The sequence below is a fragment of the Psychromonas sp. KJ10-10 genome (assembly GCF_047323245.1).
Classification (GTDB): domain Bacteria; phylum Pseudomonadota; class Gammaproteobacteria; order Enterobacterales; family Psychromonadaceae; genus Psychromonas.
In genome coordinates, this window is sequence record NZ_CP178826.1 from 2,637,458 (window position 1) to 2,655,592 (window position 18,135).

The following is an 18,135-nucleotide window of genomic DNA, read 5'->3' on the forward strand; positions in this document are numbered from 1 at the left end:
AAGTAATTTGTTAATAACACTATTTTTAACAACGATAGATTAAACAATAATGCATAAGTTACAACAATCTTACTTAAAAATTAAAAGGAAAAATTATGCCGTTAGCTTTATTCGCATTGACGCTAAGCGCTTTTGCAATTGGAACAACTGAATTTGTTATTGTGGGGTTAATTCCAACAATGGCTGAAGATTTAAATGTATCACTACCTTCTGCAGGTTTGTTGGTGAGCCTGTATGCACTAGGAGTCGCAATAGGAGCGCCGGTTTTAACCGCTCTCACTGGTAACTGGAATCGCAAAATTGTATTACTTGCTGTGATGGCTTTATTTGTGGCAGGCAATCTATTAGCGTGGCAGTCACCTGGATACAATACATTGATATCTGCTCGTATATTAACAGGCCTTGCACATGGTGTGTTCTTCTCTATTGGCTCAACTATTGCAACTGGGCTTGTCGCTAAAGATAAAGCTGCAAGTGCTATTGCAATAATGTTTACTGGATTAACAGTAGCACTTGTTACTGGTGTGCCGTTAGGAACTTTTATTGGACAAACATTTGGCTGGCAAGCTACGTTTTTAATTGTAGCATTACTTGGTCTTATTGCATTTATTGGCAGTGCACTTCTTGTTCCAAATGACTTAAAACAGTCAGCGACAGTAAAACTGTCTACTCAATTTAGTGTGCTTAAAGAACCGCGCTTATTGCTTGTTTATGCTATCACAGCAATCGGTTATGGCGGATCATTCATCGCATTTACCTACTTAGCACCAATTCTTGAGCAAATATCAGGCTTTGACTCAACTATGATTAGTTTAATTATGTTGGTTTATGGTGTTTCAGTTGCTATCGGTAATATTTTTGGGGGAAAATGGCTGATAAAATTGGACCAATAAAAGCATTAACAATCATTTTTTCAGGACTTGCATTGGTACTATTTATATTTAACTTTAGTGCTCCTAATCCTGTTGCTGCTGTGATCACTATTTTAGTTTGGGGAGCATTTGCATTTGGTAATGTTCCTGGATTACAGGTTTATGTGGTAACGTTAGCAGAAAAGTATACACCCAATGCCGTTGATGTTGCTTCAGGTTTGAATATTGCGGCATTTAATGTTGGTATAGCTCTTGGTGCTTGGGGAGGAGGTTTAATCGTAGCACAAGTGGGTTTAATGAATACCCCATGGATAGGTGCAGTTGTTGTGTTAATTGCCCTTCTATTAACACGAGTCAGTGGGACTCTTGATAAAAAATAAGATAGTAAATAAATACACATCTTAATGTTACTTCCTAAAGCATAAATTAATCATCTTTGTTTACTGATTTGAGTCAATGGTATAAATATTCTAGAGCTTATAATATTTTTACCATTTTTCGTCGAAGTTTTTTTATGCAGGGGATTACATGTCGGAAGAAAAGCTAATAAAACTGTTAAAAATATCAATTGGATTTGGTTTATGTTTAATTGCTTTAGGTATTTATTTACATAACTTTAGTGAAAAAATGGAAGCCTTAGGTGTGACTGGCATTATTATCAGTGCGCTTTGTATCGCTTTAGGATTTATTTTTTCATTGCCGACAAAAATGTATTTGACTATTTTATTAGTCAAACGAGAAGCTGATAAATCTATTGCAGACAAAAACACTAAGTAATTAGAACCACAGAAAAATCATTGAATTTATCTTTAAACAATAGCTAATAATAACCCACCAACTGTTAGTGCGCCCTTTAAATATTGGCCTGCCGAATAACTATCATCAGTGCTTTTTTCTATTTCTGTTGGGTGATCAATGCCTAATGCACCATAAGTAAATGATTCAATATGATCACCAACACTTTTGTCACCATCAATCATTTCTTGGCCCGCTTCATCCACTTCATTTAAAGCTGTAATAAGTTTTTCACCTTCTGGGGTAAGGCCTGATTTTGGACTTTCAACTGTTTTCGCTACAACAGTTGTTTGCTTAGGTTCAGCTGAAGCCGGAGTAACAGCAGATGAAGACGCATTCTGGTTCACATTATGATTACTTGTTGTTATTGATGTCATAAATCACCTAATTTATTGCAATTCTTAATTGAAGTTATCGGCATCAAGCATAAAAGCTTGAGAATTTAATCTATAATATTAATGTTTTAAAAATGTTTGTTTACTAAGTGTAAACTAACTTTGCTAAAAATCACTTAACAATATTCAAAATTTGACTGATTAAGTTATCTTTTTAACAGTTTAATTAAAGACTTTATCTTGAAATAGCCCAATAATGGTTATCTATTTAAATTGCCAAGGGAGTCACAATGAAATATTTTTGTATTTTATTGAGCAGTTTGTTTTTGTGCTTTTTTTAAATGGTTGTGATTCCACTGTTAAAGTAGAGACACATAAACCCGCTCCTGATGAAAATGCACAAGGTGTTACTGAAAAACAAAAAACTTTGCAACAGGTTATTCTCACCTTAGGTTCATGGCGAAAAGCAGATGTCGAACAAGTGAATTATATCCTAGATAAATTTACAGAAAAATACCCGCATATTGTAATAAAATTCGATCCTACGGCTCCTTCCGAATATAACGATGTTATTAACGCACAACTGGAAAGTAATACAGCTCCAGATTTATTCTATCTTCGTTCTTTTTCTCATTCAAAACAACTATTTAAAAAAGGTTATTTAGCTCCACTAAATAACTTACCTGACATTCAGAATAATTTTTCCTCCCAAACACTTGAAGCATGGTCTGCGGATAACGGTGATATTTATGGGGTGCCTTTAATGGCGGTATCACATGGCATTTATTATAATGCGTCTCTTTTTGAAAAAATGGGCATTATTATTCCTAAAACATGGCCGGAATTATTAGCAGTTGCCAGAAGATTTAAAAATGAAGGTATGATCCCTTTTGCGAATACAACAGGTGATAGTTGGACCATTAATGGCTTAATATTACAAAATGTCATTGCAAACATCATTGGCGGTAAAACAGGACGAATAGACTATTACAAAGGTAAGCGTTGTTTTAATGATGAGCAAATGATAGAAGCTTTTCAACAAGTACAAGATATTTCTAACTTTGTCTCTAGTAATCATTATTTACTAAAATATCAAGATAGTTTACAACTTTTTATTCAAGGTAAATCGCCAATGTGGTTTGGTGGTTCCTGGGAAATTCCTTTTGAATCACAACATATAAATTTCGACTGGAAAGTTTTTGCAATTCCGCCACCAGCAGGTAAAAAACACATTATTACCTTTCACCCAGATGCTGGCATTGGTTTAAATAGTGCAACTCCACGTAATGAGGAAGCCAAACTATTTTTACAATGGATGACTAGCAATGAATTCGCTACTTTGATTGCTGAGCATCTTCCTGGTTTTTTCCCAATGCATGAAATAGTTCCGGATATTAATAATGAACATGCACAAATGTTCCTTGATTTTAATAAACAATTTGAAACAGATATACGCTTTGTTTGGGGGAAATTAGAGACGGAGAACCTAGTGCTTATGATTTAACCGTAACTGCTTCAACAGATTTAATGAACCAGCGAATAACGCCAAAACAAAGTCGCTGATAATTTACAAACAGGCTTATCCGAATGGTATTTACCGGCACGCCAATGTTTAAAATAAATAATGCACCAGCCTTTAACAAGCGAAAAATTATCGTCAGAGTCATACTTGGCTATTTGTTAGCACTTGTATTTACACTTTCGATTGTGTTTTTAGCATTAACTAGATTAAATAAAATTAATACAACTGTTGAAGAATTAACAACCGGTTTAGCAGAAACTCGTTCACTTTCTCAGGATATTGTAGGTGAAGTACAATTGGCCCATTTTTATGAAGATCAATATCGTCATTTTTATTTACAAAAAGACCTAGATTTATTCCACGAAAAATTAACCGATTTAAAACAAAAACAAGCTGAAATAGCTCAATTAGTCATCGAACCAAGTTTATACAACATGGTAAAAGTGGTTCAAGACTTAACCCAAAAATATGAACAAGAATTTGAACATACAAGTGAAATTATCGCTTTTCAACAATCACTTTTATCAACTCTTTTTATCAAACAAGAACTATTAGTAGAAAATCAATTATCAGCGATTAGAATTAATGTAGGGATTATTCAAAATCCGGATATCTTTTTTCCTTTGGGAATGCAAGAAATGCCTTTGAATTAATGCGTTTATTTCAATCTAAATATCTTTCTGGCCACGATGAAAAGTATTTTGTAATGTTTAAACGTAATTATAATTATGCTTCTCAAGCCTTTTCTAATTTAAGTACAGCACTGAACTCGATCGACAACAATAACAAGATAGCCTCAAATGCAGACAAAGCAAAAAATGAGCTAAAACTTTATTATCAGACCTTTATCAAGATTCATGATGCCATCATTGAACTCAAAAAATCAGCTGTAAAACTTAATCGCTATCAACTTCAAATTAGTAACATTGCATCGGAAATATCTGCGGAAATTGAATATGAATATAAAAGGCATAATCAATTAACTCAAACATTAGTGCAACAGACAAAATTAGAGTTATTAATCACAATATTTATTGCTATCATTTTAAATTTAATACTTATTTTTGTTGTTTTACAAAAAATAATTTCGCCTATTTTTCACGATATGCAATGCCTTTCTAATTTAGATGGTTTAACGGGAATTGCTAATAGACGTCGTTTTGATATTTCTATACAAAAAGAAACGGAAAGGACAAAAAGAGAGCATCAAGCACTTTCTCTTATTATGTGTGATGTGGATTTCTTTAAAGATTATAATGATATTTATGGGCACCAAAAGGGAGATGAATGTTTGCAAAAAATTGCCCATGCAATCAATAAAGCTTGTAAGCGACCAGGTGATTTAGCGACAAGATATGGCGGAGAAGAATTTGCAATCATTCTTCCAAATACAATTTCTGGAACCGCAATGCAAATAGCTAAAAATATCAAAGCAGATATAGATGCCTTAAGAATACCTCATAAGGGTTCATCAGTTAGCCCTTTTGTTACCATAAGCATGGGCATATCATCAATTATTAACCAAAATATAACTGCTGAAGAAATAATTCTTCGTGCAGATAATGCGTTATATAGCGCTAAAGGTGCTGGACGTAATACTATCATCCAGCTAGGTAGTTAAGTTATTTCAATTGAAAAGTTACTAGCAGAAAATCCGTATAATTTAAGCATGTTTGTTGCCTTTTAATGTATTGTAATCTTAAAAATAGACATCAAATTCTATAAATTGTTCATCATAAATGTACAAACATAAAAATATAAAAAAATTTTAAACCTATTAAAGATTAATCACTTATGTAATGATTAAGGAGTATCATCTAGGAGCCCAATATGACAAGTTTCATCCCCGCAGTCGGGTTAAGAAATTCTCACCTACAATCAATATTATCTAGTACTGGCCCACGTAAAATACTTGAAAAATTCCGTTCTAAAGTATTAATTAAAAAGTCTCAAGAACACATTATCAATACTCCCCAAGGTGTAAAGCTTTTAGGTTCATTAACCCTATTCAACCAAGCTTATAAAGAAAATGAAAAACAAAACTCCAAAGGGATTGCAATAATTATTCATGGTTGGGAAGGTTGTTCTGATTCGTTGTATGTTCTTTCCAGTGGGCAAAAATTGTTAGACGAAGGATATGATATTTTTAGGCTTAACCTGCGTGATCATGGCCCAAGCCATCATTTGAATAAGGCTTTATTTAATTCTAGTCGACTTGAAGAAGTCGCTGAATCTGTTAAATACATTTGCCAACAATTTGGAGGAGAGCATAACCTACTTTGTGGTTATTCTTTAGGCGGTAACTTTTGTTTACGAGTTGCAAATATTGCAAAACAACAACAGATCCAAATACATCAAGTCATTGCAATTAGTCCATTATTACACCCCCATAGCACCATGTTTGAATTAAATAATGGTTTGCCTATCTATGAAAAATATTTTGTCAAAAAGTGGAAACGTTCATTAAACAAAAAACTAAAACTACATCCAGAATTTGATTACGCCGAGAAATTAAAAACCTTAAAGTCCTTAGATGAAATGAATGAGTATTTTGTCCTAAATCAGACTGAGTACACCTCAACGGCTAGTTATTTTGATGCTTATTCTATTCTTGGTGATGGTTTAAAAGATTTGTCTATCCCAGCCACAATTATCACAGCTAAGGATGATCCCATGATTCCTTCTATTCAATTAAATGATTTATATCACTCACAATGGTTAACCATAGATATACAAAAATATGGTGGACATTGTGCATTTATTAAAAATTGGAAATTTGAAAGTTGGGTGAGTGAATATATCGTTGAATTGGCAAACACCTTTCGCGAAAAAGTAATTTCTAGCAAGCCTGCTTAACTAGTTCTAAACTTTAAGTTATACAAACTCATATCATCATAAAGCACTAAAAATAAATATATTTTAAGATTTATTTAAAAACATTGAAATTTTTTTAGCGGTCAAGGGTCTTTTGATTGTCACTAAACAATAATTTTTAATAGGATAACAAATGAAAAAAATAATAATTCTTTTTGCAATTCTAGCGACTATCGTTGCTTTTTTTGCCTTTGATCTAGGAAGCTATTTAAGCTTAGAAAATATCAAAGCAAGCCAAAACGATATTGCCGAATGGCAATTAGAAAATCCATTGCTAGTTACCTTAACTTTCTTTGCCATTTATATTGCGGTTACCGCTTTGTCATTACCAGGTGCGGCAGTAATGACAATAGCGATCGGTGCTTTTTTGGATTATTGTGGGGAACGGTATTAGTTTCATTTGCATCCTCTATCGGCGCAACTCTTGCCTTTTTAATGTCTCGTTTTGTTTTAAGAGAAAGTATACAAAATAAGTTTGGTGACCGATTAAAAACAATTAATCAGGGTATCGAAAAAGACGGAGCATTTTATTTATTCACACTTAGATTAGTGCCTGCTTTCCCTTTCTTTTTAATCAACATGTTAATGGGGCTAACTTCAATTAAAGTAGCCACTTTCTTTATTGTTAGCCAAATTGGTATGTTAGCCGGCACGTTAGTATTTGTTAATGCTGGTACGCAATTAGCTCAAATCGATAGTTTAGCTGGCATTTTGTCACCAGGCTTATTAATTTCATTTGTTTTATTAGGAGTATTTCCTTTGATCGCTAAAAAAGTAATTGCACAAATCAACAAACGCAAAGTATATGCAAAATGGGATAAGCCAAAAACATTTGACCGTAATTTAATTGTTATTGGTGGTGGTGCGAGCAGGTTTAGTTTCTTCTTATATTGCGCGACTGTTAAAGCAAAAGTAACTTTAATTGAAGCACACAAAATGGGTGGAGATTGTTTAAATTATGGTTGTGTACCCAGTAAAGCTTTAATCAAGAGCGCAAAAATAGCGAAACAAATGCAAACTGCTGATCACTACGGTTTACAAGCAACCACCCCAACCTTTAGTTTTCGTAATGTAATGGACAGAGTTCATAAAGTCATTGCTTGCTGTTGAACCACATGACAGTGTTGAACGTTATACAGAATTAGGAGTTGATGTTGTACAAGGTTACGGAAAACTTGTTGACCCTTGGACAGTTGAAATTACCTTAAACGATGGTTCTACACAAAGATTAACTGCCCGTTCAATTATTATTGCGGCCGGAGCGAAGCCTTTTGTTCCACCTATTCCAGGCCTTGAAGAAGTCGGTTATTTAACCAGCGATACACTATGGCACGAATTTGCTAAACGCGATGAAGCTCCAAAGCGCTTAGTTGTGTTAGGCGGTGGTCCAATTGGTTGTGAATTAGCACAAAGCTTCGCTCGACTAGGTTCAAATGTTGCGCAGGTAGAAATGCTTCCACGCATCATGATTAGAGAAGATGAAGAAGTGTCTGAATTAACAAAACGCTCACTAGAAAGTGATGGTGTACAGGTATTAACAGAACACAAAGCGTTAAGACTGGAAAAGGAAGGCGAAAATAAAATACTAATCGTAGAATTTGAAGGCAAAGAAAAACGTATTGAATTTGATGATTTAATTTGTGCTGTTGGCCGTGTCGCTCGCTTATCAGGTTATGGTTTAGAAGATATTGGCGTATCCACTGAGCGCACTGTAGTAACAAATGATTATTTAGAAACTTTATATCCTAATATTTTTGCAGCTGGTGATGTGGCAGGACCATTCCAGTTTACCCATACAGCGGCGCATCAAGCATGGTTTGCAACGGTTAACGCATTATTTGGTACCTTTAAAAAGTTCAAAGCTGATTATTCTGTTATCCCATGGGCAACTTTTGTTGACCCTGAAGTAGCACGTGTTGGATTAAATGAACAGGATGCAAAAGAACAAGGCATTGCCTATGAAATTACTCGCTACGGAATTGATGATTTAGATCGTGCTATTGCAGACGGAACAGATCAAGGTTTTGTAAAAGTACTGACTAAACCGGGTAAAGATACCATCTTAGGTGTAACTATCGTGGGTGCTGGTGCAGGAGAATTATTAGCAGAGTTTGTATTAGCGATGAAACACGGCATGGGCCTTAATAAAATTTTAGGTACAATCCATACCTACCCTACCATGGCAGAAGCTAATAAATATGTTGCTGGTGAATGGAAACGAGATCACTCACCTAAGAAAGTTTTAGAATGGGTTGAAAAGTATCATAACTGGCGTAGAGGTTAATTATCATGAGAATCATTCAGAACAAGTATATAAAATACGTTACCTTACTTACATTATTACTGATAGGACAAGCCAGTGCCACTGACTTTGACTTCGAGCATAAACAATGGGATGAATTGTTAAAGAAAAACCTAGTGACAATGAATTCTGGTAGCGCTACTCAAGTTAATTACAGTCGCGATGAAACAAGACCAAGCACAGCTTAAAGCCTATTTAACAGTATTGAGTAACGTGTCACAGTCTACCTTTGATGGATGGTCACCGTCTCAGCAACTCGCATTTCTTATTAATGCCTATAACGCTTGGACAGTTAAATTAATTTTAACTAAATATCCAGATTTAGAATCAATTAAAGATTTGGGTTCACTTTTTAGTTCACCATGGAAGAAAAAATTTATACCTTTATTAGGTAAAACGCTTTCTTTGGATGATATCGAGCAAGACTTAATTCGTGGACATTTCGACGAGCCTCGCATCCATTTTGCGGTTAACTGCGCTAGCATTGGTTGCCCTGCATTACGTGCCGAAGCTTATCAAAGTGACAAACTTGATGCTCAGTTAGAGGAAGCAACTAACTTATTCTTAGCTGATGCTAGTCGAAATCGTATAAATAATGATGAGCTACAGGTATCTAAAATTTTTGATTGGTACCAAAGCGATTTTGAAAAGCAACAAACATTAGCAACATTCTTAGTAAAATACGCGAATGCCCTTAACTTAACCGATCAACAAAAAGAAGATGTTATTAACGGTAAAATAGACATTGAATTTTTAGACTACAATTGGTCATTAAATTCGGTTGCACTTTAAAATATTGATATTCCCTTTTTATAAAGGGGAATATTTCCCCCTTAGCCCTTTTTTGGTTTTATGTCTGCTGTATCAGGGTATTTCTTTATTATCATTCCACTTCAGATATCGCAATTGTAAATTATATTCGTTGCTTTAAATCAGTCGGACAAATTTTAGTAATTTCAGAAAAAAACACTTCGATTCAGATCATAAATAAACCTACATCAAATTAATGCTATAAAAACACGTGATAGTTAACACTTATAGACTGCAACTCTTGAGCTATTGTATTACAAATGATATAAAACTCTTACTAGCTGAGAGTTAACACTTTCCTTAGCAAATAACTTCTTAGCAAAACAACAAGTGCTTTTTACAAAATTGCTCAAGGCTAAGTAATTTATGCTGAGTCCAAGGCAAAAAAGCACAGTTTGGTCGTTTAAAAGCGTTTTTTCAACGAAGAAAAAGCTTAAATATCGACATACTGAGTAATAAAAAAATGTTTGTCCTATTTATTAAGGTCATACAAAAAGTTAACTGTAAATTAAATAAATCATTAGAGGTATTAAATGTCTGATAAGTCTTTTGACGCGATTAAAGCGATCAAGTTAGAAAATGATAAATCTGCCGGTAATCTTGTTGACTGCATGCCAGTTAAAGTACAAAAAACAGATATTGATCTTTCTTTCTTAGATAACTTAAGTGTTGATCACCCACGCCTTTTAGTTCAAAGCAAAGATCTTGCTGCATTCAAAGAAAATCTTAAAAACGATGCAACTTATTGCAAGTTTGATGCGTTCATGAACAATTCAACAAACAAGTTTTTAGATACTACGCCATATGAAGAGCCAAAAGCTTATCCAGAAGAGACTGTTGGTAAAGCTTCTCTATGGCGTCCTTTCTGGCGTCAAATGTACGTTAGCTGTCAAGAAGCTTTCAATGCGACACGTAACTTATCTATTGCTGGTATCGTTTTAGAAGATGATGCAATTATTGCTAAAGCAAAAGCATGGACGTTAAAATTAGCTTCTTATGATCCTGAAGGTGTTACTTCACGCGGTTACAACGATGAAGCGGCTTTCCGTGTTATTGCAGACAATGGCTTGGGGTTATGATTGGTTACATGCTTACTTCACAGATGAAGAACGTGAAACGATCAAACAAGCACTAATTACTCGTTTAGAAGAGATTATGCATCACCTTGAAGTGACTGTTGATTTATTAGCTAACCCGCTAAACAGCCACGGTGTTCGTAGTATCGGTTCTGCAGTGATCCCAACTTGTATCGCGCTTTATAATGAATACCCTAAAGCTCGAGAATACATTGAATATGGTATTGAATACTATGCAACACATTACCCACCATGGGGTGGTGAAGACGGTGCATGGGCTGAAGGTCCTGATTACTGGAATACACAAATGGCATTCCTAGGTGAATCTTTTGATCTACTAAAAAGCTATACATCTATTAATATGTTCAATAAAGAGTTCTACAAAAATACTGGTGATTTCCCACTATACTGTATGCCTGTACACTCTCGTCGTGCTAGTTTCTGTGACCAATCAAGTATTGGTGATTTCCCAGGATTAAAATTAGCTTACAACATCAAACACTTTGCTGGTGTAAATAACAAGCCTGAATACATCTGGTACTACAACCAACTTAAAGCACGTGATACTGAAGCACATACAAAATTCTACAACTTTGGTTGGTGGGACTTTGGTTACGATGATTTACGTTTTGATTACCTATGGAACGATATGCCTGAAGTAGCACCTTCAAATGAGCCACTACTTAAAGTTTTCCCAGTAACGGGTTGGGCGACATTCCATAGCAATATGACTAATCGTGAAGAACATATCCATATGGTTTACAAATGTAGCCCATTTGGTTCTATCAGTCATTCACATGGTGATCAAAATGCTTACACATTACATGCATTTGGTGACACATTAGCGACTATTACAGGTTATTACGGTGGTTTTGGTGTAGATATGCACATCAAATGGCGTCGTCGTACTTTCTCTAAAAACTTACCTTTATTTGACGGTAAAGGTCAATATGCAGAGAATACAACCACTAAATTTGATGGCGTACATCAAGATCGTTACTGCATCGAAGCTGGTGGTAAAATTAGTGATTACGATACTGAATCTGAAGTATTATTTGTGGAGGGTGACGCATCTACCTCATATCAATTCCATAACCCAGACTTAGAATCATACAAGCGTAAGATTTGGTTTGCTAAGGGTAAAGTGTTTGTAATGCGTGATACTGCAACGCTTAAAACAGAACAGGATTTAACCTGGCTGTTACATACTACCTTTAAAACAGAAACTGCGACTGACTCTTTCCAAATCATTGGTGAGAATGCCCTTCTAGACGTAAGTTTCATTAACGATTGTACTGCAGATCTGCTTTCAATCGATAAAGTTGAAGGTTTTGGTGAAGTTGACCCAGCTGAATATGCTGACCTTGAAGTTCATCGTCATGTTGAAGCAAAATTTAAAGCTAAAAAAGAGCATGAAATTTTAACACTATTAGTACCAAGCAAGCTTAATGGTCCTAAAACTGACGTGTCTTATACATTAGTTGATAATACCTTAACATTAACAATTGATGGCGAAGTTGTTACTATCGAATTGTAATAAACAATATTATTGCTGTTAAACAAAAAGCCACCTTTAGGTGGCTTTTTTTATGTACAAATATTATCTACAAATTAATTAGATTGGTTTAATACAGCTTCTTGTAACTGTTGCTCAACTTCATCATCTACTGGTTTATCATCAACGCCACTAATAAACTCACTTTCCTCAATAGAGTCTGATTCTTGCAGTATTTCAAGCATATTTGATGCAACCTCAGGTACGGAATCAACAAAGGTACTGGCAACCTCGACAGCCTGGTTTCTGGTATATTTTCAACAACCTGATTTATATAATCATTCATAGCATTCTCAATGTTTTCTGATGCATCTGCATTATCTACTTGGCTATTTTCAGTATCAATCAAATTATTGGCATAGGCTTCTGCTACATCATGAGAAGATTCAGGTAATGCATTAGAAACGGTTAATGCAATATCTGCTGATTGTTCTGGTGATACTTCTGATAGTCGGTTATAAAGTTCAGTTGCAGTGTTTTCAGAGGCGTACGCAACCCTGTCAACTGGACGCATTGCTTCTAATGATTCAGAAAGTTGGTTGACATACTCTTCGGTCATTTCTAAGACTTCACTTGCATGTTCTTGAGACATATTTTCAGTCGCTAATTCCATTAAATCAATACCGTCATCTGGCATAGCATTGGCCATTGCAACAACTATATGAGTATATTGTTCAGGATATTCCTGTGTGAGCCAGTCAACTAATTCATTGGCTTTTTCAGGTGAGGCATTGGTTAAGGCTTCTGCTATATGAACACTCATTTGTGGTGCGGCCGACGTAATTGCGAGCATATAGCTTTGTTATATCAATTGATTCAATAGTACTTAATGCGACGACAAGATTTGACGCCTTGTCGGGATGTTTTAAAATAAGGGCTTTGGCCATGTTAACAGCAACCGATGGATTTTTACTTGCAAGATTAATAGCGACTTCAACTTCTGCAGTGTGTTCAAATTGCGCTTCATTATAATGGGTACGGGGATCCAATTCTGAAACAACGCCACTTGGGGTTTGCATAATAAAACTATCTTGTTCATCAAGCGGTAAAGATTTATGCTTTTTCATATACAAAATAATATAAATCAACAGAGTAAAAGCCACTAAATTAATGAATCCGAATAAAGCTTGGCTTCCAAAAGACTCCATTACAATAGAAGCAAAATAAGGCCCTATGATCGTGCCTAAGGCATAGATTAATAAAAGAGAACTCATTGCCGATAAAATTTGTTCTTTTAAGACGGTATCAAAGGTTTCTGACATACTCATGGGATATAAACACGCAACCAAACCAGTGATAATAGCAATAGTTATTAAAGTCATCTTAAATAAATCCATATTCATTAAAAAAGGAACAAAAAAACTTAAAATGATTAATGTTGATACCATCCATAACATCACTTTACGGCGGTCAAAATGATCTGAAAAATAAGCAATTGGGAATTGTAAAAGGATTGCACCAGAAATTGCGGCGCCCATGAAGATGGATAAGTCTAAATCTGTAATGCCATTTTTACTGGCAAAAATAGGTAATAGATTTAATAACCCAGCATAGAGAATGCCACAGTAAAAGCGACTAACAACACCTAAGGGAGATAGTTTAAAAATTGTAATTAAAGACATAGATTGACTACTTTCTATTTGTGGCCCCTTCTGTCTGCTAATAACTATCGGAGTGATCGATAAACTAAAAAGAATGCCACAAATAACAAATAAAATATTACTATCAATTGGCGCAATATTTAATAAAAATTGCCCAGAGAATAAAGCAGACATGATCATCATTTGATTGATTGAAAGTATCCGGCCTCTATTTTTTTCATTAGCACTGTGACTTAACCAACTATCTAAAGTCGCATTAGTACAAGCAATACAAAACCCTGTTAGTGCTCTCATTGTCGCTAATATCATTGGTTCTGGATACAACCCAGAAACTAATATTGCGACGGCAGTTAAACTGCCACACATTGCGAATATTCGAATGTGGCCAACACGCTGCAATAACGTCCGACTATAATAAGCGCCGATCAAAAAACCGACGGATAACATTGAAAGCACAATACCAATATTATTAAGGTTAATCCCATCATGTTGCATTCTTACCGGGATTAATATGTTACTAAGTCCATAACCAAGCATTAATAAAAAGCCACTGGCTAGTAATAGAGCAAGAGGTCTAAGGGTCACTATCACGAAATAATTCTCTCTTTTTTGTCGGGAAGACGGAACGCTTATTTGAAATCACATTCGATGAAAAGTTAACTTAACATGTTGATAGAGAGTGTTAAAGAGAGTGTCGCTTTGTAATTTCTGTAGTTAGGCTAAAGATTAGAAGAATAAGACAGATAATTTGAAAAAGCCATGTTCATAACATGGCTTTAAAGATAGTATAAATTATATAGGATTATTAGCCCAAAACTGATGCTAAACCTTTTTGTAATAAAGCTGAAGTACCATTATCACTAGAGAAATAAGTCATTGCAATTTGTGCAAACTGACTAATCATATCCGGACTTAAACCAAGCGCTTCAAATTGCTGTGTTAATAGTGAAAGTCCACCTAATGATGATGCAACACCACCTGCTTGAGATAACATATTTGTAAGTCCACCATCTGAACTTGACGTTAATGCCGGTACTGCAGATAAAAGTGAACTCATATTAGGTACACCATCACTTAATTGGCTAAACTCATCAGTGCTTAAAGAGCTTTGTGCAAGTTGCATTAATGAACCTAAACCACCAGATGCCTGTGCATCAGAAACACCTAATTGTTGTGTCAAAGTTGGTAGTAAACCTGTTGCCATACTTGTCGCAGTTGATGTCATTGATGATTTTTCTGTTTCAACACTAGGTACCACATTCTCTACTTCTGCTTTTACGGTCGCTGGCGTGGTTTCTTCACCACCAAAGATAGAATCAAAGAAGCCTGCATTTGCTACGCTTGTCAAAGAAATAAGAAGAGTTGTAGCCAGAATTTGTTTTTTCATTATGTTTCCTAAATGTAAAATAGTTAAGTCGTCATACTATCAGGAAAATATCAGAGATACACTGCTCCTTTAAAAATTTAAAAAGAGCAGGTTAAATTGAGGTTAAAAGCTATTATTTTAATTTAAATTGAGCAACAAGATCCGTTTGTTCTGTTGCTAGACCTTTCAGTTCTCCACTATCTTTAGCGGATTGTTCTGCACTAGAAGCAATGCTTTCAGCCATATCAGAAATTCTGACAATGTTTTCAGCAACTTCTTTTGCAACACAGCTTTGCTGTTCTGAAGCGCTAGCGATTGAGTGGCTCATATCGTTAACTGATTTTAGGCTAACCACCATTTCCTGTAATGAATCATTGGTTTGTTCAGTCTTACTAACTGACTTTTCAGCTTGAATTAAATTACTTTCAACTATCGAAACGGCCTGCCCCGCTTTATCCTGAAGCGTTTTTATCATCTCGCTAATTTCACTAGAAGACTGTTGTGTACGATTAGCAAGTGTTCTCACTTCATCTGCAACAACTGCAAAACCTCTTCCTTGCTCACCTGCTCTTGCGGCTTCAATGGCGGCATTCAATGCTAACAAATTAGTTTGTTCTGCAATACTTTGTATCACATTTAGTATTTCACCAATTTGGTGTGACTCATTTGATAACCCTTGAATTATATTTGTAGCTGAATCAAGTGACATTTTAAGTTCATTAATAAAATGCAAATTCTCTTGGGTATTACTCATATTATGTTGAGCTTGTTCGGTGATCATTGAAACAGAATGGCTTGCATCCGTCGCGTGGTTAGCAACCTCTTGCACGGCGGTCTCCATTTCGGTTACCGCTGTTGCCACTGATTCTGTTTGTGATTTTTGTTGTTCAACGTCATCACTGGTTTTAGCGCTCATTGAATAACTTTGTGTAGCCACATCATTAATGGTGTGAGAAGCAATTTGAATTTTTGATATTACCTGGCTTAATTTTTCTTTAAGCAAGTTAATATTATTTGCCACCATGCCCATTTCAGAATGATAATTACCGGTTATTGAATAGGATAAATCACCTTCGGATAAATGCTGTAACGCTCTCATAATTTCCGTCAATGGAACTTTTATAGCTCGCGTCACTGTCGTTGCAACGGTAATAGAAACAACTATCGCTAAAGCTGACAATAATAAGTTTATCATTATTGAGTTTGCTGAAACTTCCTCTGCATTGGTAAGTGCACCTTCCGAGAGAGCTCTAATAGCAGAAATTTCATTAGTAAACTCTTCACCGATGACGGTCATCATCTGTGCACTGGCCGCTAAATTAGCTCTACTTTCATCGTTAAGCGCGATAAATGCTAAATGTTGCTGAAATAACCCGTCAGGTTTTGAAATAGCTCTTGTAATAGCATCCACATAAAGTTTTATATCTTCATCTCTGCTGGGCATGAGGTTAATTGTAATGTTTGCTTTGTCAGTAAACCCCTTTAAATAGTTTATTAATTCTGTTTCATATTCAAGAATCTTTTCTTTGTTAAGTACTGCCAAGGAGCGCTGTAAATACGAGACAGCACCGTCACCTTGCTTTTTAATATAATTTAATTCCCAAATAACTCTTTGATTGTTTTCTTGTTTCGCAGTATTTGACATATCAGATATATCCTGCGAGAAAAATAACCAGTCTTCATCAAACTGATTAAGTTCTAGGAATGACTTACTACGAGCGCCTATTCGTTGATCATGTATCGATAGGTGCTGATTTGCACTTGTCAAAAATTGTTGGGCATGCTCTTCGATTGAATTTAGTCCGTTTAATAATTGCGGGTAATCTTGAACATCTTGGTTTAAAGACGTTGATAATTGATTATATTGTTCACGAGAATTAATAAATTTTTTGGCTAATACACTACGTTCGGTTTCAGATTCTGTATTTGCATGTTGCATCATGGCGCGATTTGAATCCTGTAAATGCAACATTAAAGTATTAGTTTTATCTAATAGGCTTGTTAATGTGGAGGCCGTTAACTTTAATTCGCCAGCCATTTTAATTTGTGCAAAATAGGCCGAACCACTAATGGTTAGCATAAGTAATGTAACAATGGCAAAGCCAAGTAACACGCGATGAATAAGTGATAACCGCATGGTTTTCTCCAGAGATATTTTAATAGTTAATTTTGAATTTTTTAATAGAAGTTAGAGCGGAAAGTATTTTGAAAAAATCTATGAACCTTCTTCTTAATTCGCTTAAACAAATATTATTAATGCTTTTATTTAAACGAATTAAGTAGCAAACAACTATTTAAAATAACTATAGTCGCTTATTAGTATTTTTACAGGAGTGTTTTTATAAATATCCTTACTATTTGTATTATTTATGACATGGTTGGCGAATTTTCATCATCTAATAACAATTTAATGCCGAGACCAATCAAAACAGTTCCTGTTAATCCTTCCATCCAAGTTAAAATAGAAGAATTTTTTACTAATTTTTGTGCCGAATTAATAGCAATTGAAAGACCACATTGCCAAACCATAGCAATAAGAAAATGAATACCAGCCATAATAAAAGATTGTATAAATAAAGACTGATTTGGATCGATAAATTGTGGTAAGAATGCAAGATAAAACACCGCTGTTTTTGGGTTTAACACGTTTGATAAAAATCCTTCACGAAGTGATCGCATCATTTTAAATTCTCGATGACTTGTATCCTGCGAAACGTTGATCCCTTTAACACCACGGTATGTTGCCATTAACGCATTAAATCCTAGCCAAATGAGATATGTCGCTCCTATCCATTTCATTACCTGAAAAAGCTGTGCAGATTGTAATAAAATAGCTGAAATACCAACAGCAGAAAACCCTGCATGAATAAACAGGCCAGAACAAATACCAAAACTGGTTACACAACCATCTTTTGCCCCTGAACGGCTGGTATTTTTTATCACTAAAGCCGTGTCTAAACCTGGTGTTAAAGTCAAAATGGTTATTGCAATTAAAAAAGTATCTAAATGTTGGATATACATATTTCT

At 35.0% G+C, this 18,135-nt stretch carries 15 protein-coding genes and 2 pseudogenes; 11 read left to right on the forward strand and 6 right to left on the reverse strand.

Annotation, left to right across the window (positions count from 1 at the left end):
* Window positions 1-95: 95 nt before the first annotated feature.
* Both ACLKMH_RS15070 and ACLKMH_RS15075 read left to right on the forward strand, forming a co-directional pair.
* Window positions 96-1,252 (forward strand): annotated as a pseudogene (locus ACLKMH_RS15070) (MFS transporter).
* A gap of 148 nt (window positions 1,253-1,400) precedes the next feature.
* Window positions 1,401-1,649 (forward strand): hypothetical protein, encoded by a 249-nt coding sequence (locus tag ACLKMH_RS15075; protein ID WP_413698887.1) that lies wholly within the window; start codon window positions 1,401-1,403, stop codon window positions 1,647-1,649.
* A gap of 32 nt (window positions 1,650-1,681) precedes the next feature.
* On the opposite strand, the gene ACLKMH_RS15080 is transcribed toward ACLKMH_RS15075, so the two are convergent.
* A complete protein-coding gene (locus tag ACLKMH_RS15080) occupies window positions 1,682-2,044 on the reverse strand; it encodes a hypothetical protein (protein WP_413698888.1) in 363 nt (120 codons plus the stop codon).
* Between the two features lie 286 nt (window positions 2,045-2,330).
* Between ACLKMH_RS15080 and ACLKMH_RS15085 the strand changes: the two genes are divergently transcribed.
* From ACLKMH_RS15085 to ACLKMH_RS15125, 9 genes and pseudogenes are all read left to right on the forward strand, one after another.
* On the forward strand, window positions 2,331-3,506 hold the full coding sequence (locus ACLKMH_RS15085) for an ABC transporter substrate-binding protein (protein ID WP_413698889.1): 1,176 nt from the start codon (window positions 2,331-2,333) through the stop codon (window positions 3,504-3,506).
* Between the two features lie 104 nt (window positions 3,507-3,610).
* A complete protein-coding gene (locus ACLKMH_RS15090; RefSeq protein ID WP_413698890.1) occupies window positions 3,611-4,177 on the forward strand; it encodes a hypothetical protein in 567 nt (188 codons plus the stop codon).
* A 53-nt stretch (window positions 4,178-4,230) separates the two neighbouring features.
* On the forward strand, window positions 4,231-5,145 hold the full coding sequence (locus ACLKMH_RS15095; protein ID WP_413698891.1) for a diguanylate cyclase: 915 nt from the start codon (window positions 4,231-4,233) through the stop codon (window positions 5,143-5,145).
* A gap of 209 nt (window positions 5,146-5,354) precedes the next feature.
* Window positions 5,355-6,380: a YheT family hydrolase gene (locus tag ACLKMH_RS15100; protein WP_413698892.1), complete on the forward strand. Its 1,026-nt coding sequence runs from the start codon at window positions 5,355-5,357 to the stop codon at window positions 6,378-6,380.
* Window positions 6,381-6,531: 151 nt separating this feature from the next.
* Window positions 6,532-8,682 (forward strand): annotated as a pseudogene (locus tag ACLKMH_RS15105) (FAD-dependent oxidoreductase).
* 5 nt (window positions 8,683-8,687) lie between these two features.
* Complete coding sequence (locus tag ACLKMH_RS15110) at window positions 8,688-8,888, forward strand: hypothetical protein (protein WP_413698893.1); 201 nt, start codon at window positions 8,688-8,690, stop codon at window positions 8,886-8,888.
* Entirely contained in the window at window positions 8,863-9,492 is a 630-nt protein-coding gene (locus ACLKMH_RS15115) for a DUF547 domain-containing protein (protein WP_413698894.1), read from the forward strand. Before ACLKMH_RS15110 ends, ACLKMH_RS15115 begins: the two co-directional genes overlap by 26 nt.
* 551 nt (window positions 9,493-10,043) lie before the next feature.
* Entirely contained in the window at window positions 10,044-10,589 is a 546-nt protein-coding gene (locus tag ACLKMH_RS15120; RefSeq protein ID WP_413698895.1) for a hypothetical protein, read from the forward strand.
* Complete coding sequence (locus ACLKMH_RS15125; protein WP_413698896.1) at window positions 10,558-12,123, forward strand: DUF4962 domain-containing protein; 1,566 nt, start codon at window positions 10,558-10,560, stop codon at window positions 12,121-12,123. Before ACLKMH_RS15120 ends, ACLKMH_RS15125 begins: the two co-directional genes overlap by 32 nt.
* Before the next feature lie 127 nt (window positions 12,124-12,250).
* Here ACLKMH_RS15125 and ACLKMH_RS15130 read toward each other — a convergent pair whose 3' ends face one another.
* From ACLKMH_RS15130 to ACLKMH_RS15150, 5 genes are all read right to left on the reverse strand, one after another.
* The gene (locus ACLKMH_RS15130) at window positions 12,251-12,904 is read right to left on the reverse strand and encodes a hypothetical protein (protein WP_413698897.1); all 654 of its coding nucleotides are present in this window, start codon (window positions 12,902-12,904) and stop codon (window positions 12,251-12,253) included.
* Window positions 12,861-14,333, reverse strand: a complete 1,473-nt coding sequence (locus ACLKMH_RS15135; RefSeq protein ID WP_413698898.1) for an MFS transporter — start codon at window positions 14,331-14,333, stop codon at window positions 12,861-12,863. The genes ACLKMH_RS15130 and ACLKMH_RS15135 overlap by 44 nt, the downstream gene beginning before the upstream one ends.
* Window positions 14,334-14,547: 214 nt before the next feature.
* Window positions 14,548-15,129 (reverse strand): DUF2780 domain-containing protein, encoded by a 582-nt coding sequence (locus ACLKMH_RS15140; protein WP_413698899.1) that lies wholly within the window; start codon window positions 15,127-15,129, stop codon window positions 14,548-14,550.
* Window positions 15,130-15,241: 112 nt separating this feature from the next.
* On the reverse strand, window positions 15,242-17,245 hold the full coding sequence (locus tag ACLKMH_RS15145; protein WP_413698900.1) for a methyl-accepting chemotaxis protein: 2,004 nt from the start codon (window positions 17,243-17,245) through the stop codon (window positions 15,242-15,244).
* 230 nt (window positions 17,246-17,475) lie between these two features.
* Window positions 17,476-18,129 (reverse strand): LysE family translocator, encoded by a 654-nt coding sequence (locus tag ACLKMH_RS15150; RefSeq protein ID WP_413698901.1) that lies wholly within the window; start codon window positions 18,127-18,129, stop codon window positions 17,476-17,478.
* Between the last annotated feature and the right edge of the window lie 6 nt (window positions 18,130-18,135).

Bases quoted from the DNA above. Each gene is read 5' to 3' on its own strand.
- ACLKMH_RS15100 (WP_413698892.1), top strand. From the start codon at position 5,355: ATGACAAGTTTCATCCCCGCAGTCGGGTTAAGAAATTCTCACCTACAA.
- ACLKMH_RS15080 (WP_413698888.1), bottom strand. From the start codon at position 2,044: ATGACATCAATAACAACAAGTAATCATAATGTGAACCAGAATGCGTCT.
- ACLKMH_RS15090 (WP_413698890.1), top strand. From the start codon at position 3,611: ATGTTTAAAATAAATAATGCACCAGCCTTTAACAAGCGAAAAATTATC.
- ACLKMH_RS15140 (WP_413698899.1), bottom strand. From the start codon at position 15,129: ATGAAAAAACAAATTCTGGCTACAACTCTTCTTATTTCTTTGACAAGC.
- ACLKMH_RS15120 (WP_413698895.1), top strand. From the start codon at position 10,044: ATGTCTGATAAGTCTTTTGACGCGATTAAAGCGATCAAGTTAGAAAAT.
- ACLKMH_RS15075 (WP_413698887.1), top strand. From the start codon at position 1,401: ATGTCGGAAGAAAAGCTAATAAAACTGTTAAAAATATCAATTGGATTT.
- ACLKMH_RS15130 (WP_413698897.1), bottom strand. From the start codon at position 12,904: ATGAGTGTTCATATAGCAGAAGCCTTAACCAATGCCTCACCTGAAAAA.
- ACLKMH_RS15110 (WP_413698893.1), top strand. From the start codon at position 8,688: ATGAGAATCATTCAGAACAAGTATATAAAATACGTTACCTTACTTACA.
- ACLKMH_RS15115 (WP_413698894.1), top strand. From the start codon at position 8,863: ATGAAACAAGACCAAGCACAGCTTAAAGCCTATTTAACAGTATTGAGT.
- ACLKMH_RS15145 (WP_413698900.1), bottom strand. From the start codon at position 17,245: ATGCGGTTATCACTTATTCATCGCGTGTTACTTGGCTTTGCCATTGTT.
- ACLKMH_RS15095 (WP_413698891.1), top strand. From the start codon at position 4,231: ATGTTTAAACGTAATTATAATTATGCTTCTCAAGCCTTTTCTAATTTA.
- ACLKMH_RS15150 (WP_413698901.1), bottom strand. From the start codon at position 18,129: ATGTATATCCAACATTTAGATACTTTTTTAATTGCAATAACCATTTTG.